We start from the raw sequence: 22690 nt of genomic DNA on the forward strand, positions 1-22690 counted from the left end.
CCAACCTCGAAGAGCAGTTGTCCACATAATTTGGGAACAAGCTTGTGGACAACCTGCGCACAGGCCTGCCAAGTGATTGATGCGGCAGGCCTATCGCTCGCGGACGCGGGAGCGGGCAGCGGCGCGGCACGTCGCCTGATGCAAGCGAACGACCGCGCCGTCCACATCGATTTCACTGCGTCGTTTCACGGCTGCGCAGCGACTCCGGCAGCCCATACAGCACGATCAGCGCGCATACCACGCTCATCGTGCCGATCGCATACAGCGCCGGCGTCGTGCTGCCGGTCAGATCCTTCACACGGCCCACCATCACCGGGCTCACGATCCCGCCGAGTTGCCCGAGCGTGTTGATCAACGCGATACCGCCCGCGGCGCCCGCGCCCGTCAGCAGCTTGGGCGGCAGCGCCCAGAATGCCGGAATCGATGCGACCACGCCCGCGCCCATCACCGCAAGCGCGGCCACCAGCAAGGCGGTCTGCTTGTCGAAGTAGCCCGCGGCGAAGAAGCCGAGCGCCGACATCAACAGCAGCCCGAACACGAACTTGCGCCGCTCGCCGCTCGCGTCCGACAGGCGCCCGACCACCACCATGCAGATCGCGCCGCACACATAAGGCACCGCCGTCAGCAGGCCGACTACAGTGGGATTCTTCGTGCCCGCCACGTGAATCAGATGCGGTGCCCAGAAATTCAGACCGTACGACGCGATCTGAATCAGGAAGTACACGAGTCCGAGGGTCAGGAAGCCCGGCGTTTTCAGCGCGCCCAGCAGCGAATGGCCGGTCGGCGCCGGGCGGCTTTGCTGCGCGATCTGCCCGGCGAGCAAGCTCTTCTCCGCCGAGGACAGCCAGCCTGCATCGTCGATGCGATCCTTCAGCAGCTTCAGCACCAGCAAACCGAGCACCACACACGGCAAGCCGCCGAGCAGGAACAGCCAGTGCCAGCCCGGCATGCCGAGCACGCCGTCCATATGACCGATGACGAGCCCAGCGAGCGGCGCACCGACCAGCCCCGAAAACGCCGATGCGAGAAACAGCATCGACGTGACGCGGCCGCGATATTCGGTCGGAAACCACAGCGTCAGGTAGTACAGTACGCCGGGCGCGAAGCCCGCTTCCATCGCGCCGATCACGAAGCGCAGCCCGTAGAACTGCCATTCGTTGTTGACGAACACCATCGCCGCGGTCGCGAGTCCCCACGAAATCATGATCCGCGCGATCCAGCGTCGTGCGCCCACCTTGTACAGGAACAGGTTGCTCGGCACCTCGAACAGCACGTAGCCGATCACGAACAGACTCGCGCCGAGACCGTACGCGGTATCGGACAAGCCCAGATCGCTTTGCAGCTGGAACTTTGCGAAGCTGATATTGATGCGATCGAAGAACGCGAACAGATAGCAGATCATGATGAGCGGCATCAGCCGCCACGCAACTTTGCGGACGATCGCCGCGAGATCGTCCGCGCCATGTTCGCGGGTACTGCCCGCCACTACGCCCAGGTCGCTCATGCTTGTCTCCAATGCCGGATTCGGCGGTGCCGTCCGGTCGTTTGATCGGTTGATGGGTTGTTTATCGGGTTCGGTTCAGATCTGTCGAACGTAGTCGGGCACCGGATGCAAATCGCAATTGCGGCCTGCTTTGGCGACTTGCCCCGGCACGTCGTGGCCGAGCAATGCAGGCAAGCCGCGCGACAGCGCGAGCAGCTTCGGCAGGTCGATCCCGGTCGGGATGCCCATTTCGTCGCACAGGTTCACGAGGTCTTCGGTGCAGATGTTGCCCGACGCACCCGGCGCGAACGGGCAGCCGCCGAGGCCGCCGAGCGCCGCATCGAAGCGGCGCGCGCCGGTTTCATACGCGGCGAGCACGTTGGCGATACCGAGGCCGCGCGTGTTATGAAAGTGCAGCGTGAGCGCCGTGGCCGGCAGCGTTTCGAGCACGCGCGCGACGAGCCGCGCGACCTGGCGCGGATTCGCCATGCCGGTCGTATCGGCGAGCGTGATGCCCTCGATGCCCATCTCGCGATATGCGTCGACGATGCCGATCACACGGTCTTCGTCGATGCGCCCTTCGAACGGACAGCCGAACGCGGTCGCCACGGTCGCATTGAGCCGCACGCCCGCGGCCAGCGCTCGACGCACGATGTCGTCGAACGCCGCGAGCGACGACTCGCAGCTCATGCGCATGTTCGCGCGGTTATGCGTCTGACTCGCGGACATGACGAGGTTCAGTTCGTCGGCGCGCGCGGACAACGCACGCTCAGCGCCTTTCAGGTTCGGCACCAGCGCGACATAGATCACGCCGGGTTGCCGCTCGATCCGCTGGAACACCGCCTCGCCGTCGCGCAACGCCGGAATCGCCTTCGGCGACACGAACGAACCCGCTTCGATACGCGTGAATCCGCAGGTGGATAGCCCGTCGATCAGCGCGACCTTGTCGGCGGTTTCAACCCAGGTGGGTTCGATCTGCAGGCCATCGCGCGGGGCGACTTCCTGCACGATCAGCTGGTCGAGTGACGCTGCCTCGTGCGTGGAAAAGATCGAGGAATTCATTGCACCGCTCCCTCGCGACGGAGACGCTCGATTTCTTCGCTCGCGAATCCAAGTTCGCCGAGCACGCTGCCGGTGTGCTCGCCGAGCGTCGGCCCTTGCCAGCGCACTTCGCCCGGCGTGTCCGACAGCTTCGGCACGATGCCCGGCATCTTCACCGACGCGCCGCCCGGCAATTGCGCCTGCAGCAACATGTCGCGCGCCAGGTAATGCGGATCGGCGACGATGTCGGCCACCGAATAGATGCGGCCCGCCGGCACTTCGGCGCGTTCGAGCGCGGCCAGCACGTCTTCGGTCGCGTGATGCGAGGTCCACTCGGTGATCGCCTGATCGAGCAGCGCGACCTGCTTCACGCGGCCGTCGTTGTGCGCGAGCGCGGGATCGTCGGCGAGATCGGGGCGGCCGATCAGATGCATCAGGCGCTTGAAGATCGGATCGCTGTTGCCGGCGATCACGACATAGCCGTCGTCCTCGGTGCGATAGGTGTTCGAAGGGGCGATGCCCGGCAGCGCGCCGCCGCTGCGCTCGCGCACATGGCCAAGCAGGTCGTATTCGGGCACGAGGCTTTCCATCAGATTGAACACGCTCTCGACGAGCGACACATCGACCACCTGCCCTTCGCCCTGGCCGGTCTTCACGCGCAGCAGCGACATCAGCGCGCCGATCACGCCGTGCAGCGACGCGAGCGAATCGCCGAGACTCACGCCGACGCGCGCCGGTGCGCCGTCGACTTCACCGGTCGTGTAGCGGATGCCGCCCATCGCCTCGCCGATCGCACCGAAGCCCGGACGGTCACGATATGGGCCGGACTGACCGTAGCCGGAAATGCGCACCATCGTCAGTCTCGGGTTCAGCGCGTGCAGCACGTCCCAGCCGAGGCCGAGCTTTTCGAGCGCACCAGGACGCAGATTTTCGATGATGACGTCGGCATCGGCGGCGAGGCGCTTGACGACCTCGACGCCATCGGCCGATTTCAGATTCACGCAGACGGACTTCTTGTTGCGCGACTGCAGATACCACCACAGCGACGTGCCTTCATGCAGCTTGCGCCATTTGCGAAGGGGATCGCCGGTCTCGGGCGCTTCGATCTTGATCACGTCCGCGCCGAATTCGGCCATCAGTCGCGCGGCGAACGGCGCGGCAATGAGCGTGCCGATCTCGACGACACGAATACCCTTTAGTGGTCCATCCATGTTGCTGTCTCCGAACTCGTTTCGTATTGGAAGACAGCTTAGAAGCGGCGTGGTGGCGGCGTCCAACCGCAATTCGCCAACGACCGTTCGCGAACGGCGAACGCTTAGCGGCGGCCGCGGGACCTGCGCGGTGGTTCGGTGGTGATGGGAGCGGGTTCGGGCTGAGCGTCCGCTGCCGTTTCGCGCGCTTCGACCGTGCGCAGATGATCGAACAGCAGCCGGCTCACCGGCGACAACGCATCGACGTCGCGCACGACGAGCACGAGGCTGCGCTCGGCCCAGTCGTCGTCGAGCGGCATGCCGACGAGACCGAGCGGGCGGCCCATCAGCTGATACACCTTTTGCGGCAGCACGCCGACGCCCATGCCCGCCTGCACCATCCGGCAAACCGCATCGAAGCCCGGCACATGGATGCGCAACCGCAGCGGCTTGCCGGCCTGGCGCGCCGCGAGGTGGGTGCGCGCGTTGATCGAGCTCGCCGAATGCAGGCCGACGTGATCGCCATCGAGCGTTTCGGTGAACGTGATGCTCGTGCGTGCCGCGAGCGGATGATCATCGCGCATCACGATCACGAGCGAATCGCGCCGGTAGTGCTCGACGTGCAGCTCGCGCGTGTCGGCGTCGCCGGAACAGATGCCGAGGTCGGCGAGGCTTTCGTCGATGGCTTTGACGACGCCGCCGCTCGGCCGCTCCTCGAGATCGACCTTCACGCGTTCGTGCAGCGACTGGAACGCGCGCAGATCTTCGGGCAGAAATTCGACGATCGCGGACAGGTTCGCCATCATCCGCACATAGCCGAGCACGCCGCTAGCATGGCCGGCCAGTTCGATGCCGATGCTCTCGATGTCGCGCAGCACCCGGCGCGCGTGATGCAGAAGTGTTTCGCCCGCCGGCGTCAGCGTCATGCCGCGCGCGTTGCGCTGAAATAGCGACGCGCCGACCGCCTGCTCGAGTTCGACCAGCCGCTTGCTGGCGGCGGACACCGCGATCGCCTCGCGCTCGGCGGCACGCGTGAGCGTGCCCTCTTCGAACACGGCGAGGAAGAGCTGCAGCGTGGTGAGATCGAGCTTGCGGAGAAGGTTTTTGATGACCATGGGGCGGCGGCGCAGAAGTGCGATGCGCCTATTTTGACGCGAGTTGCGCAAATCGTGGGGCCGCGCCCGCTCAGTTGGCCAATCGGTCGCTCACGACTTCCACGCCGAACCCAGAATCATCGTGCAGAAGTTCTCGCGATGATAATGCGGGTCTTTCAGCGCGAGCACGTCGGCCTTCACGTTGCCGAACGTCGTGTGCGGCTTGTGGATCGTGCCGTGCGCGAACGCATCGATGATGCCTTTCTTGAAGTGCGCACCGTAACTTCGCGCGCGTGTTCGTGCAGGAAACCGGCGTGACGCCGCATGAATTCGTCGAACGCGCGCGCGTGGATGCCGCGCGCAAGCTGCTCGAAAGCAGCGCCGCGGCGCTGAAGACGATCGCCTACGATTGCGGCTTCGGCACCGCCGACCGCATGCGCATCGTGTTTGCGAAGCGGCTTGGCGTGACGCCGATGCAGTATCGCGAGCGCTTTCGGTCGGCCTGAATACGGCGTGAGAAAATCGACGATTCTGCAAGACAACGATCACAAGGAACGACATGACCTCATCTTCTCCGATCCGCGCGATCGTCACCGGCCATACGCGCGGCCTGGGCGCGGCGCTCGCCGAACAACTGCTCGCGCGCAACGTCACGGTGCTGGGTCTGTCGCGCTCGCGCAATGCGGCGCTAGAGGCGCGCTTTGCCGCGCAGCTCGAAGAGATCGAGCTGCCCCTCGCCGAGCCCGCACGCGTCGCGCAATGGATCGCCACCGACGCGCTGAGCAACTTCGTGCGCGGCGCGCAGACGGTGCTGCTGATCAACAATGCGGGCACGGTGGAACCGATGGGGCCCATCGAAGGTCAGGACGCGGCGAACGTCGCGGACGCGGTGAGCCTGAACGTCGCGACGCCGCTGATGCTCGCGAGCGCGCTCGCCGCCGCGGCCGTCGACGCAACCGACCGGCGCATCGTGCACATTTCGAGCGGCGCGGCGCGCAACGCGTATCCGGGCTGGAGCATCTACTGCGCGACCAAGGCCGCGCTCGATCATCACGCGCGCGCCGTCGCGCTCGATGCGACTCGCGCACTGCGCATCTGCAGCCTCGCGCCGGGTGTGATCGATACGGACATGCAGGCGCAAATTCGCGGTAGCGGCGAAGAGCAATTTCCGATGCGCCAGCGCTTCGAAGACCTGAAGCGCAACGGCCAACTGTCGACGCCCGAGCAATCCGCGGAGCGATTGATCGACTACGCGCTTAGCGATGCTTTCGGGCAGACGCCGGTCGCGGACATTCGCGAGATCGCCAAACCGGCCTGAACGGGTGATCGCGGGCGAGTGCTGCCGCTCCCGAAAAGCCTCACCTTTGGCACGGAGTGGCGGTGAATCGGCGTCTGGAAGCGTCGTCAGTGCTCCCGAAAAGCCTCACCTTTGCGGTGAAATGAGGGCTCGCGGGGGCATTTCAGCGCGGGCGGCGTGGCTCTTACACACTGCTCCCGAAAATCCTCACCATTGATCGAACACAGTCGGTTCGCGTCGCCGATGCGGGCCGCGTAAGCGGCAGATCGCCTGGACATTCAACGACTTAGGTTACACAGCCGCCGAGCGGCCAACGCGCTGGATGCAATGATTGGCGACTGCATGAGACGCGTTTTGAGTCCCGAATCTCCTCACCTATGGCTGATACGCAAAATGCGTGCACTGCCGCACGCTGCTTGCCGCACGGCTTATTTCGCTTCTGGCACGGCCGGTTAGTTGCAAAAGGGCCGCCGCCGCGCGACTCCCGAAAGTTCTCACCTTTCGCGTGCCGCACCCGCCACGATCATTCGATCAGGCACAACCAGTAACCGACGTGAGCCCTCGCCGGCTTCCTGCGAGACGGCCTCACCGCATTGCGCTTCTGACCGGAACCATGCTTCTCAAAAAGCCATTCGCAACTTATCGCACCGTCGAGGCGACTCCCGAATACCCTCACCTTTAGTTTTGAAGTGCGCGTACAGGTGCGCATATTCTCACCTCGGCCGCTCCCGAATCTTCTCACCTATCGATATCGACGCCTGCGCCGCAGAATATAATCGGAGCCGACGGTCGATTACTCGTCGCGAGGCGGCGGTGCGTTGCGTCGCCTCTTCCACGCTGGCAACACGCGGCTCGAACGGCAGTTCCTGGCAAACCGGCAAAGGAGGAAGAATGAAAACAAACGGCGCGAGAAGAATCCTCGGCGCAATGGTCGCGATGGCCATCGCGACTTGCGCGACCTATGCGAACGCGCAGACGCGCGAGATGCCGAACGATGCGTCGATGCAAAGCCAGCCGGCCCCAGCGGCTTCGAACCGGCACGCTAACCGGTCCGACAGCGCGATCGTCCGCGACGTCCGCCGCGCTTTCACGCGCACCACGAACCTCAATTCGGCGAACATCCGTGTGGAATCGCGCCACGCCATCGTCACGCTAAGCGGCACGGTTCCGCGGGAATCGCAAATCGGGCGAGCCGGCAACGCGGCGCGATCGGTTCGCGGCGTCAGAAGCGTGCATAACCGGCTGACGGTGCGACGGCGCGCCAATCAGTAAGCTTGGGTGGCGGCATCGGCCGGATGGATCGATGCCGCCTGTTCGACCTTCCCCCTCTATCGGCGTCGATCCGCACGTCGTTCACAGTGCGCGGCGTTGCGCGCCGCACATTTTCTCCGCTCTGCTCGAGAAACAGGTTGACCTCGGCGGAAACCGAACCCTAGAATTCAAGAATCATCACCAATGGGGCCTACGCCTTGGACACCTGCAGTAGCCGACTTTCGAACAGTTTCGCTGCCTGACCGGCAGGACGTCCGCGCTCTCTTCATCAGCCGCCGTCTTGCCAGCAGGCAGACGGTGCGCGCCACAGTCTTTTCCCGTGCACCTAACGTAACGTCGTCTCCGCATGACAGGAACGCCGCGTTCAAACGCGTCCCTGCGCTGATACGGCGTCGCATCGCGAGCCTCGTGCTTGCGGTCGCGTTTGCGCGCGCGTTGTCAGTCAACGCAGTCAGTTCAACGCAATGCGCGCGAACGCGTGGATAAACACGTGTGTAGCAACGTGCTTAGCGAACGTATCAATCGCTCATACACGCTACACGCCAACAAGGAGCCGCCATGCCTGGCAGTGACAGTTATCCCTTATGCCGCTTCCCTGTTCTATTAACTGAGGAAAGCGAGTAGACCTCTATCGCCGCGCCCGGCATACGCGGCCTCCGTGTCTGCTGGCTTTCCACCAGCGCGTCGAAACCGGCGCACGGAGATACCCAATGCAATTCGGCCTCCTTCTTTCGAAGTTCCCGCGCGTAAAGGAATCGCGCGCGTTTTACGACGCTCTGCTCGTGCTGCACCCGCGCGAATCGCGTCCGTTCATCGCCTTCTGCCGTCGCGTGATGTCGCGCGTGGCATAGCGTTTCGCGACCCGACCTCCGACAACTACAACCGGGAGAGAACGACATGTCTACTCCGACGAACATTTCCTCCGCGCGCAGCGCCGTGCTCGATTCGGCACACGTAGGCGATATCAAGGGCGCGCTCGGCACGATCGCTCACCATGACATCGCACCGCGCACCAGCTGGTGGGCGCGCGTGCGCACGCTGCTCGCGATCCTCGGCCCCGGTCTGATCGTGATGGTCGGCGACAACGACGCGGGCGCATTCGGCACCTACACGCAGGCCGGCCAGAACTACGGCACCACGTTACTGTGGACCATGCTGTTGCTGGTGCCGGTGCTGTTCGTCAATCAGGAGATGGTGTTGCGGCTCGGCGCGGTCACGGGCGTGGGCCACGCGCGGCTTATTTTCGAGCGCTTCGGCAAGTTCTGGGGCGCGTTCAGCGTCGTCGATCTGTTCCTGCTGAACGCGCTGACCATCGTGACGGAATTCATCGGCATCACGTTCGTGCTCGACTTCTTCGGCGTCTCGAAGATCGCGGGGGTGTGCATCGCCGCGGCGCTGACGATGGCCGCCGTCAGCACCGGCGACTTCCGCCGCTTCGAGCGTTTCGCGGTCGCTCTGTGCGTGTTGAGCCTGCTGCTCGTGCCGGTGCTCGTGTCGATTCATCCGCCGGTCGGCCAGATCGCGCGCGACTTCTTCATTCCGAACTGGCCCGCGCATTCGAAGCTATCCGACGTGATGCTGCTCGTGATCGGCATCGTCGGTACGACGGTCGCTCCTTGGCAGCTGTTCTTCCAGCAGAGCTATGTGGTCGACAAGCGCATCACGCCGCGCTTCATGAACTACGAAAAAGCCGACCTGTGGATCGGCATCGTGTTCGTGCTGATCGGCGCAGTCGCGATGATCTCGTTCAGCGCGGCGCTGTTCGACGGCCGGCCCGGCTTCGGCAACTTCACGGACGCGGGCGGTGTGATCGCCGGTCTGGAGAGATACGCGGGACGGACCTCGGCGGTGCTGTTCGCGATCGCGCTGTTCGACGCGTGCGTGATCGGCGCGGCGGCCGTGTCGCTATCGACCGCCTATGCGATCGGCGACGTGTTCAAGATCCGTCATTCGCTGCACCGTAGCGTGTCGGACGCGAAGGGCTTCTACGTCGTGTACTTCGCGATCGTCGCAGCCGCCGCGGTATTGGTGCTGATTCCGGGCAGCCCGCTCGGTCTGCTGACCGAAGCGGTGCAAACGCTCGCCGGCGTGCTGCTGCCGAGCGCGACCGTGTTCCTGCTGCTGCTGTGCAACGACCGCGCGGTGCTCGGTCCGTGGGCCAACTCGAAGAAGCTCAATCTGTTTACCGGCTCAGTGATCTGGGTGCTCGTGATGCTGTCGATCATCCTGACCGCGTCGGTGATCTATCCGGACATCGCGGCGGAAACGATCATCGAAGTACTGGCGGGCGGCACGTTGCTCGCGGTCGGCGGGTATGCGGCGAGCATCGGGCTTCGCAAACTGCGCGGCGAATCCGCCGCAGCCGAGCCGGCTCCGGTCTATACGAAAGAAGCGCGCAACACATGGCGCATGCCGCCGCTCGACGAACTGCCGCCGCCGCGCCTGACGCTCGCCAAACGCGTATGGATGGGCGTGCTGCGCGGCTATCTGCTGATCGCGATCGCGCTCGTGATCGTCAAGGTCGTGCAAATGGCGCTGCTGAAGTAGTGCGAAAGGTGAGGAGTTCCAGGAGGTCCGGGCAATGGTGAGGTTTTACGGGAGCCACGTCCGGAGCGACAACGCAAGCGCTGCCGGAGCCTGAGCCGGCCGGCAGCGCTTCGAACAACTCATTGAACTCATTGCCCCTTCCACGCGCGGCACCCGGTTAAAATTCCGGTCGAAGTAAATCAGACTGTCGCCATCGGCGCGCACGCAAATCTGCGCGGTCTCCACGAACATGACCGAGTGCGAGCCGACTTCCTTCGCTTCGACGATCTTCCCCTGCAAGCTCGCTAGTGCGCCGCGCAGCACCGGCACATCGTTTTCGCCCTGATCCCATACGGGCAGCTTGAAGCGATCCTCCATCGAAAGACCGGTCATGCCCGCAAAATGTGCCCGGCGTGCCCGGAATCACATACGGACGACATGGCTGCACGATATCAGCGGCGATAAACGCGGTCATATTCGGGGCAAAAATGGTCGATATGAACGGCGTGCGTGGGCCACGGCCGCATCGGGCGACTCGCGAACGGTGAGGAGTTCCAGGAGGTGGCGCTACGGTGAGGATTTACGGGAGCGGCTGGCGGGATGTGCGACGGCTCGCGCCGTGTGCATCGGAACGGCGACGAGGAGGAGGCGCGTCAAAGCGCGCGAAACGTGCCTCGCTGGCTTCAGCGTTACGGTGAATAACGGCGTTTCGGAGCAGCCAGCGCGGAGCACGTCGGTGTTCAGTGCGAGAAAAGTACGCTGGAATTCAGGGCTAAAAGTCGAAGCGAGCCTGCAAAGGTGAGATCTTCCAGGGGTGGTGAGGATTTCCAGGAGTCAGGAGAACGACGCGGGTTCGCAAAGGTGAGGAATTCCAGGAGATCAACCCCGCATTCGAGGCTTCATGCTCGCGGCAATTGCTAGATCCGGGTGAGGCGGGAGCCTTTTGCTCCCGAAAAACCTCACCTTAGGGCCATCGCCCTCGTTGCTTCCGACTCCTATCGCAGCACAAAAAAGATGCGACCTGTCCGCGGTGACAGAGGCTGGCCATTCCCAGACCGACCTTTCCGAACTGCGTGAAATCATGCAGGGAAGCTGCGCTCGGCCGCCTCGTGGCTGTACACCGGGAAGTCAGGGCTCATCCAACCATGTGAGATGCCCCGCATTTATTGCTGTGTCATTCGTGACTTCTTTTTCCGTCTTCCCACGCTCGACCCTGAGGATTGCCGGTAGCAACACGCTGTTCTTCGCCGCCGTCACTTCAGCGAGAATCGATATCGCGATTTCGGGGGGCGTGCGGCTGCCGATATAGATCCCGGCCGGACCGCGTAATCGTGCAAGCTGTGCGTCGCTCAGATCGAACTCTTTGAGCCGCTCTCGCCGCGCAGCATTATTGCGCCGCGAGCCAAGCGCGCCGACGTAAAACGCGGATGTCTTCAGCGCTTCCATCAGCGCGAGATCATCGAGCTTTGGATCGTGCGTAAGTGTAATCATCGCACTGCGTTCGTCGAGCTTCATATCCAGGACCGTATCGTCGGGCATCGTGCGCACGAGCGTCGTGCCGGGCACATCCCATGTGTGCACGTACTCCTCGCGCGGGTCGCACACCACTACCTGATAATCGAGTCCTATCGCGACCTGGCATAAGTAACGCGAGAGCTGTCCCGCGCCAATCACGAGCATACGGTAGCGGGGCCCGTGAATCGTCGTCAGACGCGTCTCGTTGAAGTACACGCCATCAGTCGTGCTCGCTGCACCAAGTGTGACAGCACCCGTTGCCATGTCTAGCGTGCGCGCCACCAGTTCGCCGCGACTGAGCGCTTCGTGCAGGGTCTGCATGCCGCTTTGCCGCGTAATCGGCTCAAGCACGAGCTGCATCGTCCCTCCGCAAGGCAACCCGAAGCGACGCGCCTCTTTGGCGCTCACGCCATATTCAACCACTTCCGGTGTCCTTTGCGCGACGCCGTACCGACGCATCTGGTCGACGAGGTCATCTTCGATGCAGCCGCCCGAAATAGAGCCCACAGGAAAAACGCAGGCTGATCCTGGAGGTCGCAATCGGGGCGTTTCTGGCGAACGGATACGACACGACGACGATGGACTCCATCGGCGACGGTGCGGGCGTTTCATTTGCGACCCTGTACAAGCACTTTCCCGGCAAGGAGATCCTCTTCAGCGAAGCTGATGGACCACCTCTTCCATCAGCTGTTCGCACGCTGGAAGGATCACACCGTGCCGCCGGAGCTCGAGACGGGCTTGCGTGAGATTGCCCGCGCATACAACGAGCTTGTTTCTGATCCCAACATGATTGCCGCAATGCGGCTCGTCATTGCACAAGTGCAATGCTTTCCCGACATCGGACTTCGCCTCCAGCGCGCGAAAGATCTGTTCAGCGATGTGACAGATGCCTGGTTGACAAAGCGGGTGGAAGAAGGCTGGCTGGCGATCGGCGACGTGCAACTTGCCCGCGCCGAATTTATAGGAATGTTGGGCGAATCGCTTTATTTTCCCCGTCTGATGCAGATTGACTACGCGATCCCCAACGATGATTTTGTGCGGCTCTGGCAGAGATGCTAATCCGAGTTTGATTCCTCACGGCGGGCCAGCCTCTGCCTCACGGAAAGTCATAGTGTCTTAAACGTGCACGGTCGCTCAACGACAGCGAAAGCTGTCGTTCACCCGGAACCCGAGCATCATCAGCTGAAGTACCCATTCCAGCTGCTTACAACCTTGACAAGCTCGGCGTGGACGTTTTTGCTTGGTAGCGTTTACAGACGCTTACGGGGCCAGCCGCAACGATGGTTGACGAGCTTTTGCCACGACGGAAGATTTATGGTTGAAAGTTGTCGGTCTTGGAAGTTATTTGAGTAAAAAGACCGTGACCGAGGCCCCGTTTTTACGTCAGGTTCCACCCAAAGCGGAAGCTATTTGGGTGATTTTCGGAAAGCCAATCGAGTTCTTCCACAGCGTGTTGTGGAAGAGACCATAAAACTTCCGTTTGGAAGTTAATTGGTGAATTTATGCCGCAAGTTGTAACACGCAGAGTTGGCGGTAAGTGAGGGCCTCGGCGCGGTGCGCTTGACCGTACAAATTCGCCCCGGTACCTGCTCGTTCACATTTGCGTCCAGCTTCCCGATTCATTCCTGACTTCATTGCGATTTCCCAAACGCTCGCGTCGCTGACCAAAACGGTTGCTGCTCTCTTCAGAACTATTCAGCGTCGCGACAAGAAATTTTAGGCTCCCTGTCGCTAACATTCTGACTCTACTCAACTTGGTCGACCGGCGAGGCAAATATGATCGACGCAGGTAATACGGACGCAGGCCGAGTCGACGCTGAAGTTCCATTTTCGTCCCTTGAGTATCGGCAGCACCAAATGTTTCCGCGCCTTTCTGATGCGGAGATCCGTAGTGCGAGCCGCTATGGCCGCCGCAAGGCGTTCAAGGCTGGCGATTCGATTTTCCGGACGGGGCGCGTTGCCGAAGGGCTATTCATCTTGCTGCACGGGAGTGTCCGGATTTATTCGTGTGATCCGCAAGGACGTACCACGGTCGTGACAGACCATCATGACGGCCATTTCATGGCCGAAATGGCTCAACTCACCGGCAAACCGTCGCTGGTGGACGCAATTGCCATGGCTGACTGCGAGACGCTTGTCCTGAACTCGGACCAGTTGCGGGCGCTGATCATCGCGGATGCGCAGTTGGGCGAGCACATCATGCGCGCGTTGATCCTGAGGCGTCTCGGGCTCATCGAGCAGGGGCTCGGTCCGATTATCGTCGGCAAGGGTGACGACGCGAGGGTGGTCCGCCTGCAAGGCTTTTTGCGGCGTAATGCCTATCCGGCTGCGGTGATCGATGCACACAAGGATTCGGACGCCGTGCAACTGCTTGCCGGCCTCACCTCGACCGCTGAGGATTTTCCGCTTGTGTTCTGCCCGGACGGGTCGGTCCTGAGGGCGCCCGACGAAGTGGAGCTCGCCACCCGGCTAGGCCTCGTGCCGACGTTCAGTGCGTCGCAGCGTTACGACATCGCAATCATCGGTGCGGGTCCGGCGGGCCTCGCGGCGGCCGTTTACGCAGCCTCGGAAGGGCTTTCGGTCGTCGTTTTCGATCGGCGCGCGCCGGGTGGTCAGGCCGGTGCGAGCGCACGTATCGAAAACTATCTCGGCTTTCCGACTGGCATATCGGGGCAAGCCCTTGCAGCACGAGCGTTTCAGCAGGCATTGAAATTTGGTGTTCACGTGGCCATTCCCACTGCGGTCCATCGGGTCCAGGGCGCGGCGGGCAACTTCATGCTCGCGCTGTCCGATCGACAGCGCGTTCGTGCGCGGACGGTCGTGGTCGCGAGCGGAGCGGTGTATCGAAAGCCTTCCGTGACGGGCTTTGATCGCTTCGAGGGCAGAGGGATCTACTATTGGGCGTCGCCCATCGAGGCGCGTCTCGTCAGCGGGAAAGACGTTGTGCTGATAGGTGGGGGTAACTCGGCTGGTCAGGCTGTCGTCTTTCTTGCCAACTTTGCCAAAAGCATACGCGTTCTGATACGTGGAGACGGTCTCGAAGCGACCATGTCCCGCTACCTGATAGACCGGCTCAACGCTCTGCCAAACGTGTCGATCTGCGCAAGATGCACGCTCGAATCACTGGAAGCGAGCGACGATGGTCTTGAGCGTATTCGCGTCTTTCATCACGACAAGGGCAGCGAGCTCATAGAGGTACGGCATCTTTTCCTGTTCATCGGCGCGGATCCAAAAACAGACTGGTTGACATCGATGGGCGTTCAACTGGATGAGCGCGGCTTTGTCGAAACGGGGCCGCCCGATGCGAGCGCAAGCGCTCAGCGCTTCCCGCTCGAGACGAATGTGCCGGGGCTCTTCGCGATTGGCGACGTTCGTTCGGGCGCGCCGAAGCGGGTGGCGGCAGCCGTAGGAGACGGCGCAGCGGTTGTCAGTCAAATTCATCAGTGGCTCAGTCGGGACCAGGCGCGCGTCAAGGCTGCTTGAGGCCGCAACGAGCTATGCGGATGCGGAAGCACGTCCACGCCGCTGCGCGCGGGCAGCACTGATGGCCTCATATGGTCGAAGAAAATGAAGGTCCGATGAGGCGCGCGGCGCGGGCGGGAAGCACGCAACGCACGATCAGGTTGCCGATGTCGCTTTCGCGCGACGTGAGCAGAGCCTTAGTCGTAGTGGGCATGATCAATACCTTTCGTTGAGGGCCGACGTGGATTCAAGCCGTTACGGCTCGAGCAGCCGCAGCAGCCGCAGTTCCTCGAAATCGAGCTCGGATTCGATGCGATGCAGGACCGCGTCGTCCACCTTGCCGTCGCGATGCAAGCCGAGCAATGCCCCGCGCGACACGCCGACGAGTTCTAGCTCGACACGCAGGAAGTGCGCACGGTGTTCGATTCGGTCCGCACCCAACCGGTAGGCACTTTCGTTCGCGGTGACGCGAATCCGATATTCGGCCAGCAGACGTTCGAACGTCGCGCGTTCGATGCCGGACGAGCGCTCGTCGAGTTGTTCGAGCGCAGCGAGAGAGGCGCCGAACGCATGGGCGCGCGCCTCATGCTCGGACATGGTGTGACGGGCCGTCGGGCGCAGCTTCAGCAGCCGGATCAGCGGCGCGAGGCTGCCGCCCTGCACGACAAGCGTCGCGATGATCAGCAAAAACGTGCTGAAGACGATCAGGTCGCGGCCGGGGAAACTGGCTGGCAGCGCGATTGCGGCCGCAAGACTGACGACGCCGCGCATACCGGCCCAACCGAGCACGAGCGCTTCCTTGAAGGTCCACGGCTGGCGGCCCGGGCGTTTCGCGCGTATCTGGTCGGGCAGCCAGATCGCAGCGAACACCCACGCGAGCCGCGCAACGATGGCTGCCGCAGTCGCCGGCAACGCGACACGCAGTCCGGCCAACAACACAGTCGATTCGTGATTCACCCGCGAGAGGAGCGCATGCAGTGTGAGGCCGATCAGGATGAAGACCAGCGCCTCGAGCACGAACACGACCGCTTCCCAGGTCGCCTTGGCTTTGATGCGTATATCGGCGTCGAATACCCGATGCTGCCGGATGCCGAGCACGAGACCGCAAGTCACCACGGACAGCACACCCGAGCCTCCGACGGCCTCCGCGATACCGTAGCTCGCCCACGCCATCACGAAGGTCACGACGATGCCGAGCATCGGATCGCCCAGACGCGGCAACACCCAACACATGGCCTGGCCGCACACGATGCCGACCGCGACGCCGATCAGGGTAAGCGTAAAGAACAGCACGGTTCCGCTCGTGACCGTGATCGTCGCGGCTAGCGCTCCCGCAACCGCCATCTGATAGAGCAGCAGGCCAGACGCGTCGTTCACGAGGCTTTCGCCTTCCAGCACGGCCACGAGCCTGGCGGGTAGCGGGTGACGTTGAAGGATCGCCTTGGCGGCGACCGCGTCGGGCGGCGAGACGATCGCACCGAGCGTGAAGCATGCCGCCCACGGCAGGTTCAGGTTGAAGGCATGCACGGCCAGAGCCACCGCGACGGTCGTGAACGTCACGGCCCCGAGCACTAGCGAAACGATCGTGCCGATGCCACGCCGGAATTCCTTCCACGCCGTATAGAACGAACTCGACATCAGCAGCGGCGGCAGCACGGCCGTGAGCAGCAGATTCGGGTCCACGTCGGGTACGCGCCTGCCGGCGACTGCGATCACACATCCGCCGAGCAACAGAACGACGGCAGGCGGGACCGCGATGCGCTCCGCGAGCCACGTGAGGGCACCTGCGCCGCAGATCAACAGCAGGAGGTAGTGAAAAAATTCGACGTTGTTCATCCGCTAGCGGCTCGGGGATTGAACGTCGATCACACGGTAGACGACGCCGGCGAGAATATCGCGAGGCAGCGAAAGGATGTACCGTTTCATGGTGCGAGTCTCGATTGGTGAACGTGGCGTGACAGGAACTACGCGAAAAGGCTCGCGGAAAAAGTATAGGTGTGTCTGGTTCGGGAAGCGTCCGATTAAGAACATTTAATCTCTGGCACATGCGGCATATCCGTTCAATCGGGCTTTGGGTCGTTGGTTAGCGCGAAGACGGCGCCGAATCGCGGCCAGGCTTTTGTACCTGGCTGGGCGCAAAGGCATGACGGGTTCAGTTAAGGACTTTTAAGTTTGCGCCAAAGACTTCGGCCGCTTGAGTGATTAGAGTGCCTGCCGGCCTGTGGCGCTTCTCAGCGAGTTCCCGCTCTTCGCCGCAACGCTATCCATCTCAACACGCAAGGCAGTCGCCACGCTCGCGCGCGGCGATGCAACGACGGAGATCCAGAATGAACATAAAGCAAATCGATTCGACCATGCCTTCGGCGTCGCGCCGCAGGCTGCTTTCGGCAAGTGCGGGCATCGCCGGCGCCGCGGCCGCGATATCGACCCTGTCCGCGCACGCAGCCGCGTCCGCGACGGGCGGCTCGGCGCATACGCCCGGCACCTCGCATCATCACGGCGGCAACTTCGTGAGCGCGAAGGACGGCACGCAGATCTTTTTCAAGGACTGGGGCACCGGCTTGCCGGTCGTCTTCTCGCACGGCTGGCCGCTCTCGGCTGACGCGTGGGACGCGCAGATGCTCTTCCTGGTGAATCGTGGCTACCGGGTGATCGCGCACGACCGCCGCGGCCATGGCCGTTCGGGCCAACCGTCCGAGGGCAACGACATGAACACCTACGCCGACGATCTCGCGGCTGTGCTCGACGCGCTCGACGTGAAGGGCGCGATGCTCGTGGGCCATTCCACGGGCGGAGGCGAGGTGGCGCACTACATCGGCCGCCATGGCGAAAAGCGCGTGGCCAAGGCCGTGCTGATCGGCGCGGTGCCGCCGCAAATGGTCAAGTCGGCGAACAATGCGAACGGTCTGCCGATGTCGGTATTCGACAACATCCGCGCCGGGGTGGCGGCGAACCGCTCGCAGTTCTATCTGGACCTGACCACGCCGTTCTACGGCTTCAACCGTCCCGACGCGAAAGTCTCCCAGGGCCTCGTGCAGGACTTCTGGCGCCAGGGCATGGCTGGTTCGATCAAAGGCCAATACGAGTGCATCAAGCAGTTTTCTGAAGTCGACTACACCGACGACCTCAAGAAGATCAGTGTTCCCACACTGATCCTGCACGGCGACGACGACCAGATCGTGCCGATCGACGATTCGGCGAAGCTCTCGGCGAAGATCGTCAAGAACGCGACGCTCAACGTCTACAAAGGCGCGCCGCATGGCATGTGCAGCACGCACGTCGATCAGGTCAATGCCGACCTGCTCGAGTTCCTCAAACTCTGAGGCACTACGACGAGATCTGCGTCACTCGCTTGCCAGGCAACGCGCGTCGGGTCGGAACTCTTCGCCTGTCACAAGGCCTTTCAGGCGCGCGCCACCTAAGCTGGGTGCCAATCGTGGGCACCATGCCCCGCCGTGCGGCGGGGCATGGTGAGCTCGCCCTGCTGCGGTTCAAACGCGGACTGCAGCCCTCGACCCTGTTGGGCGTACGCCGGCGCGCGCGCGGCTGGGCATGGCGTAGCAAGGTGCCTGCGCCGGACTGTGCGGTTTCCAGGGCGCTCCCGGCTGCGGCTGCGTTGCGTTTTGAGCGAGCGCTCGCGTAACAGGCCTTTTGCGCCCGGCGCCGGTTTTGAGTGGCTTCGAAAAAGGGAATGAAATGAGTTTGAAACAGCAAGGATCGCATCCGCATAACCTCGAGATCACGCGGCTGGCTGCCGCCGTTCGTGCGAACGCTGACGATGCGCGTGTCTGGCGCTGGTACGCCGACCTGATGGAAGACGGGCGCGTGAGTTGCACGCGTACGCGCAAGGGGTGGCTGATCACTGTAGACGGTCGCTGCACGGTGGAAGACGAGTCGTTCGATTGCGCCGTGCGCCGAGCGGAGCAGACATGGAGCGACATCGCGCAGTCTCAGGTCAAGTTGCTCCGCCGCGGCAAGACCGCTGTGAAGACGATCGCCTCAGGCGTACCGCAGCTTTGGTGAAGCGGCGACGCAGGGTGCATGCCCGTGCACAACCGAAGGTCCAGCGCAGTCGTGAGGCATGTGAGTGCAGGTTCGCCGCCGGCGGTGTGATTGAATACGTGTTCCAGAGTCGCGAGCGCGGACGGCGAGCAGAAGTTGGTGCGCGACGAGCTCGCGTGAAGGAGGCTTCGGTCACGCGACGAACGACGTATGTCGTCAGCGCGTGACTGGAGGGATTGGACGAGATAACTGGAGGGTTCTCTTGGGCACTTCGAGGCCGACGCCCGAGAGATGCCGATCAGAATGAGGATGACTGCGGGTCCTTTGCGGCTGCGTTGGAGCCGTGAGCGCCCGGCAGCGAGCCGAACATGTGCTGGCCGCATTTCGCCTCGCGCCATGCGGCACCTAACTTCGAACCGGAGAGCACCCTGCGCGCGAGCGGCAGTATCTGCTCGCCGGCCAGCATGCCCAGCAGGCCCATCAGCGCAATGATGGGCGGCGCCGGCGATTGCACGCCGATCGCACCGTAGACGACCCCGGCAAGGATGCCGGCCAACAGGGAAAGGATATACGGTTTCATAGTGCGAGCCTCATTGACGACCTGTCCCGTGACAGGATCTACCGAGCGAATTCGTGGAAAGCCTAGCGGTTACTCTGCATTAAGAAAATCCCAATTAAGGGTTTTTAAGATTAATTATTCGGGCAATAAAATTTAATCCCTTTTTTAGTTGTTGCTGGTCTGTCTTTACGTGTCAAATAACCGCAGCTGGATGTCGAATCGCCCAGCGCCAATGCACGTCGGACGCCCGCCTGCCAGGCCGGCATGGCGACTTCCTCCTCTCTCCGGTTCAAAGGAAATACCCGTCATGAACAATTCCAAGCTCGAAGTACTCACTCCGCAGAATAGCCAACTGATCATCATCGATCACCAACCGCAAATGGCGTTCGGCGTTCAGTCGATCGACCGTCAGGTGCTGAAGAACAACGTCGTCGGTCTGGCCAAGGCGGCCAAGGTGTTCGACATTCCGACCACTATCACCACGGTCGAATCGCAGAGTTTCTCGGGTTACACGTATCCGGAACTGCTCGACGTGTTCCCCGAGCATAAGGTGCTCGAACGCACGTCGATGAATTCGTGGGACGATCAGAAAGTGCGCGACGCGCTCGCGGCGAATCGCCGCAAGAAGGTGGTCGTGGCGGGTCTGTGGACCGAGGTCTGCAACACGACGTTCGCGCTGTGCGCCATGCTCGAAGGCGACTACGAGATCTACATGGTGGCCGACGCATCGGGCGGCACGTCGAAAGACGCGCATGACTTCGCGATGCAGCGTATGGTCCAGGCGGGCGCCGTGCCCGTCACGTGGCAGCAGGTCCTGCTCGAATGGCAGCGCGACTGGGCTCACCGCACGACCTACGACGCCGTGATGGCGATCGCGAAGGAACACTCGGGCGCGTACGGCATGGGCGTCGACTACGCATACACGATGGTCCACAAGGCTGCGCAGCGCACGGCTACGCCGCACGAGGTGCTGCCGGCCGTACCGGCACGTTAATCGCCTCTTCGTAGCGATCGCCGGAACCGGGGCGATGCGCTCCGCGTGAAGGCGGCGGCAGCGCATGCGGTCTGCCAATCGCTGCGCTGCAGTGCATCCCCCGCGAGATACCCGGATGGAACCGCGAGGTCTCGCATCAGCATTCCAACCTCACAGAGAGACTGATCGAATGGAATCTTATCTGCTGTCCCTCGCTGCAGGGATGCTGATAGGCGTGATCTACAGCGTGATCAAGGTCCGCTCACCCGCGCCTCCGCTCGTTGCCCTCATCGGCCTGCTTGGCATGTTGATCGGCGCGCAGGCCGTGCCATCCCTGAGGCAGTTGTTGGGCTTTTAATCGAACTGATAGAAACGAGGAAACGCAAATGGGCGCAACCGCTACCCATCCCGATCTGATTTTGCATAACGGACGGTTCACGACGCTGGATCGTTCGAACCCGGTCGCTAGTGCCGTGGCGATTGCCGACGGCCGCTTCGTCGCGGTCGGCAGCGATGCGGACGTCATGCCGCTTGCGGGCCGTGCGACTAAAGTCATCGATCTCGGTGGCCGGCCCGCGCTGCCTGGCCTTATCGACAATCACCTGCATTTGATTCGCGGTGGTCTGAACTACAACATGGAGCTGCGGTGGGACGGTGTACGCTCGCTCGCCGTTGCCATGGAGATGCTCAAGCAGCAGGTTGCAATCACGCCCGCGCCGCAATGGGTGCGCGTGGTCGGCGGCTTCACCGAGCATCAATTCGAAGAGAAGCGGCTGCCGACGCTCGACGAGCTGAACGCCGTCGCGCCGGATACGCCAGTGTTCATCCTGCATTTGTACGACCGTGCGCTGCTCAACGCCGCCGCATTGCGCGTCGTGGGCTATACGAAGGACACGCCGGAGCCGCCGGGCGGCACGATCATGCGCGACAGCGCGGGCAATCCCACCGGGCTGCTGCTCGCTAACCCCAATGCGTCGATCCTCTACGCGACACTCGCGAAAGGCCCGAAGCTGCCGCTTGAGTATCAATACAATTCGACGCGCCATTTCATGCGCGAGCTCAACCGCCTTGGTGTGACCGGCGCGATCGATGCCGGCGGCGGCTCGCAGAACTACCCGGACGATTACGAAGTCATCCGCAAGCTCCATGATGCCGGCGAAATGACGGTGCGCATCGCGTACAACCTCTTCACTCAAAAGCCGCAGGCCGAAAAGGAAGACTTCGTGAACTGGACCGGATCGGTCAAGTATCACGATGGTTCGGACTACTTCCGCCACAACGGTGCTGGTGAAATGCTGGTGTTTTCGGCAGCCGACTTCGAGGACTTCCGGGTGGCGCGCCCCGAACTGCCGCCAGGAATGGAAGGCGAGCTCGAAGGCGTGGTGCGGGTACTCGCACAGAACCGCTGGCCGTGGCGCCTGCATGCGACCTACGACGAAACCATCAGCCGTGCGCTCGATGTGTTCGAACAGGTCAACAAGGATATTCCGCTCGACGGTATCAACTGGTTCTTCGACCACGCGGAAACCGTTTCGGAGCGCTCGATGGATCGCATTGCAGCGCTCGGTGGCGGCATCGCGGTTCAGCATCGCATGGCCTACCAGGGCGAGTATTTCGTCGAGCGCTATGGCGCCCAGGCGGCGCAAACCACGCCGCCCGTCAAGAGAATGCTCGAGAAGGGCATCAAGGTCTCGGCCGGCACCGATGCGACCCGCGTCGCGTCGTACAACCCCTGGGTGTCGCTCGCATGGCTCGTGAGCGGCAAGACGGTTGGCGGTCTGCGGATATACCCGCAACGTAATCTGCTCGATCGCGATACGGCGCTGCGCATGTGGACGGAGCACGTCACCTGGTTCTCGAACGAAGAGGGCAAGAAGGGACGCATCGCGCCCGGGCAGCTGGCCGACCTGATGGTTCCGGACCGTGACTTCTTCTCATGCGCGGAGGACGACATCGCCGGTACCACCGCGTTGCTCACGGTGGTCGGCGGAAAGGTCGTCTGGGGCACGGGCCCGTTCTCGCAACACGATCAGCCAATTCCGCCCGCAATGCCGGACTGGTCGCCGGTGCGGCAATACGGCGGCTACGGCGGCTGGGGCGCTACGCGTCGCGAGGGCGCGCCCCTCGCAGGTGCCGCTGCCGCCGCGATGTGCGCCTGCGCGAGCGCCTGCGGTTTGCACGGCCATGCGCACGCGAGCGCGTGGGCCAGTGCATTGCCGACTTCGGATGCAAAGGGCTTCTGGGGCGCATTCGGCTGCTCATGCTGGGCGATCTGA

At 62.8% G+C, this 22690-nt stretch carries 19 protein-coding genes and 4 pseudogenes; 13 read left to right on the forward strand and 10 right to left on the reverse strand.

Going from position 1 to position 22690, the window contains the following annotated elements; genetic code table 11:
* Positions 1–172 precede the first annotated feature (172 nt).
* The 5 genes and pseudogenes from AB3X96_RS10170 to AB3X96_RS10190 all read right to left on the reverse strand — a co-directional run.
* The gene (locus tag AB3X96_RS10170; protein WP_368589605.1) at positions 173–1504 is read right to left on the reverse strand and encodes an MFS transporter; all 1332 of its coding nucleotides are present in this window, start codon (positions 1502–1504) and stop codon (positions 173–175) included.
* A gap of 75 nt (positions 1505–1579) precedes the next feature.
* Positions 1580–2545, reverse strand: coding sequence for a hydroxymethylglutaryl-CoA lyase (locus AB3X96_RS10175; protein ID WP_368589606.1), 966 nt, complete (start codon positions 2543–2545; stop codon positions 1580–1582).
* Complete coding sequence (locus AB3X96_RS10180) at positions 2542–3735, reverse strand: CaiB/BaiF CoA transferase family protein (protein WP_368589607.1); 1194 nt, start codon at positions 3733–3735, stop codon at positions 2542–2544. The genes AB3X96_RS10175 and AB3X96_RS10180 overlap by 4 nt, the downstream gene beginning before the upstream one ends.
* 104 nt (positions 3736–3839) lie before the next feature.
* Complete coding sequence (locus tag AB3X96_RS10185; protein ID WP_368589608.1) at positions 3840–4829, reverse strand: LysR family transcriptional regulator; 990 nt, start codon at positions 4827–4829, stop codon at positions 3840–3842.
* 90 nt (positions 4830–4919) lie between these two features.
* Positions 4920–5078 (reverse strand): annotated as a pseudogene (locus AB3X96_RS10190) (phosphohydrolase); the annotation flags it as partial.
* A gap of 8 nt (positions 5079–5086) precedes the next feature.
* Between AB3X96_RS10190 and AB3X96_RS10195 the strand changes: the two are divergent.
* The 5 genes and pseudogenes from AB3X96_RS10195 to AB3X96_RS10215 all read left to right on the forward strand — a co-directional run.
* Positions 5087–5314, forward strand: a pseudogene (locus AB3X96_RS10195) (helix-turn-helix domain-containing protein); the annotation flags it as partial.
* 53 nt (positions 5315–5367) lie between these two features.
* A complete protein-coding gene (locus AB3X96_RS10200; protein ID WP_368589609.1) occupies positions 5368–6126 on the forward strand; it encodes an SDR family oxidoreductase in 759 nt (252 codons plus the stop codon).
* 870 nt (positions 6127–6996) lie between these two features.
* Entirely contained in the window at positions 6997–7377 is a 381-nt protein-coding gene (locus tag AB3X96_RS10205) for a BON domain-containing protein (RefSeq protein ID WP_176107117.1), read from the forward strand.
* Positions 7378–8087: 710 nt separating this feature from the next.
* The gene (locus tag AB3X96_RS10210; RefSeq protein WP_368589610.1) at positions 8088–8228 is read left to right on the forward strand and encodes a hypothetical protein; all 141 of its coding nucleotides are present in this window, start codon (positions 8088–8090) and stop codon (positions 8226–8228) included.
* A 46-nt stretch (positions 8229–8274) separates the two neighbouring features.
* Positions 8275–9924, forward strand: a complete 1650-nt coding sequence (locus AB3X96_RS10215) for an NRAMP family divalent metal transporter (RefSeq protein ID WP_368589611.1) — start codon at positions 8275–8277, stop codon at positions 9922–9924.
* 144 nt (positions 9925–10068) lie between these two features.
* On the opposite strand, the pseudogene AB3X96_RS10220 reads toward AB3X96_RS10215, so the two are convergent.
* A pseudogene (locus AB3X96_RS10220) lies at positions 10069–10308 on the reverse strand (flavin reductase); the annotation flags it as partial.
* Positions 10309–11031: 723 nt separating this feature from the next.
* Positions 11032–12030: an XdhC family protein gene (locus AB3X96_RS10225; RefSeq protein WP_368589612.1), complete on the reverse strand. Its 999-nt coding sequence runs from the start codon at positions 12028–12030 to the stop codon at positions 11032–11034.
* On the opposite strand from AB3X96_RS10225, the gene AB3X96_RS10230 reads away from it, so the two are divergent.
* The 3 genes from AB3X96_RS10230 (at position 11997) to AB3X96_RS10240 (ending at position 14901) form a co-directional block, all read left to right on the forward strand.
* A complete protein-coding gene (locus tag AB3X96_RS10230; protein WP_368589613.1) occupies positions 11997–12164 on the forward strand; it encodes a TetR family transcriptional regulator in 168 nt (55 codons plus the stop codon). The genes AB3X96_RS10225 and AB3X96_RS10230 overlap by 34 nt on opposite strands.
* Positions 12085–12477, forward strand: coding sequence for a TetR/AcrR family transcriptional regulator C-terminal domain-containing protein (locus tag AB3X96_RS10235; protein WP_368589614.1), 393 nt, complete (start codon positions 12085–12087; stop codon positions 12475–12477). The genes AB3X96_RS10230 and AB3X96_RS10235 overlap by 80 nt, the downstream gene beginning before the upstream one ends.
* 717 nt (positions 12478–13194) lie before the next feature.
* Positions 13195–14901, forward strand: coding sequence for an FAD-dependent oxidoreductase (locus tag AB3X96_RS10240; RefSeq protein ID WP_368589615.1), 1707 nt, complete (start codon positions 13195–13197; stop codon positions 14899–14901).
* 14 nt (positions 14902–14915) lie between these two features.
* Here AB3X96_RS10240 and AB3X96_RS10245 read toward each other — a convergent pair.
* Both AB3X96_RS10245 and AB3X96_RS10250 read right to left on the reverse strand, forming a co-directional pair.
* Positions 14916–15094: pseudogene (locus tag AB3X96_RS10245) on the reverse strand (pirin family protein); the annotation flags it as partial.
* Between the two features lie 41 nt (positions 15095–15135).
* Positions 15136–16716 carry a cation:proton antiporter gene (locus AB3X96_RS10250; protein WP_368589616.1) on the reverse strand — a complete coding sequence of 527 codons (1581 nt, stop codon included), beginning with the start codon at positions 16714–16716 and terminating at the stop codon, positions 15136–15138.
* 491 nt (positions 16717–17207) lie between these two features.
* Here AB3X96_RS10250 and AB3X96_RS10255 point away from each other — a divergent pair, with 491 nt between their 5' ends.
* Together AB3X96_RS10255 and AB3X96_RS10260 are read left to right on the forward strand one after the other, a co-directional pair.
* Positions 17208–18203 carry an alpha/beta fold hydrolase gene (locus AB3X96_RS10255; protein WP_368589617.1) on the forward strand — a complete coding sequence of 332 codons (996 nt, stop codon included), beginning with the start codon at positions 17208–17210 and terminating at the stop codon, positions 18201–18203.
* Between the two features lie 346 nt (positions 18204–18549).
* On the forward strand, positions 18550–18903 hold the full coding sequence (locus AB3X96_RS10260) for a hypothetical protein (RefSeq protein ID WP_368589618.1): 354 nt from the start codon (positions 18550–18552) through the stop codon (positions 18901–18903).
* 277 nt (positions 18904–19180) lie between these two features.
* Here AB3X96_RS10260 and AB3X96_RS10265 read toward each other — a convergent pair whose 3' ends face one another.
* Complete coding sequence (locus tag AB3X96_RS10265; RefSeq protein WP_368589619.1) at positions 19181–19462, reverse strand: XapX domain-containing protein; 282 nt, start codon at positions 19460–19462, stop codon at positions 19181–19183.
* A 286-nt stretch (positions 19463–19748) separates the two neighbouring features.
* Between AB3X96_RS10265 and AB3X96_RS10270 the strand changes: the two genes are divergently transcribed.
* The 3 genes from AB3X96_RS10270 to AB3X96_RS10280 all read left to right on the forward strand — a co-directional run bounded on the left by AB3X96_RS10270 (position 19749) and on the right by AB3X96_RS10280 (position 22690).
* On the forward strand, positions 19749–20435 hold the full coding sequence (locus tag AB3X96_RS10270; RefSeq protein WP_368589620.1) for a hydrolase: 687 nt from the start codon (positions 19749–19751) through the stop codon (positions 20433–20435).
* Between the two features lie 169 nt (positions 20436–20604).
* On the forward strand, positions 20605–20772 hold the full coding sequence (locus AB3X96_RS10275; protein ID WP_013092658.1) for a DUF1427 family protein: 168 nt from the start codon (positions 20605–20607) through the stop codon (positions 20770–20772).
* A 28-nt stretch (positions 20773–20800) separates the two neighbouring features.
* Positions 20801–22690, forward strand: a complete 1890-nt coding sequence (locus tag AB3X96_RS10280) for an amidohydrolase (RefSeq protein ID WP_368589621.1) — start codon at positions 20801–20803, stop codon at positions 22688–22690.

This window comes from Paraburkholderia sp. BR13439, from assembly GCF_040948805.1.
Lineage (GTDB): Bacteria > Pseudomonadota > Gammaproteobacteria > Burkholderiales > Burkholderiaceae > Paraburkholderia > Paraburkholderia youngii.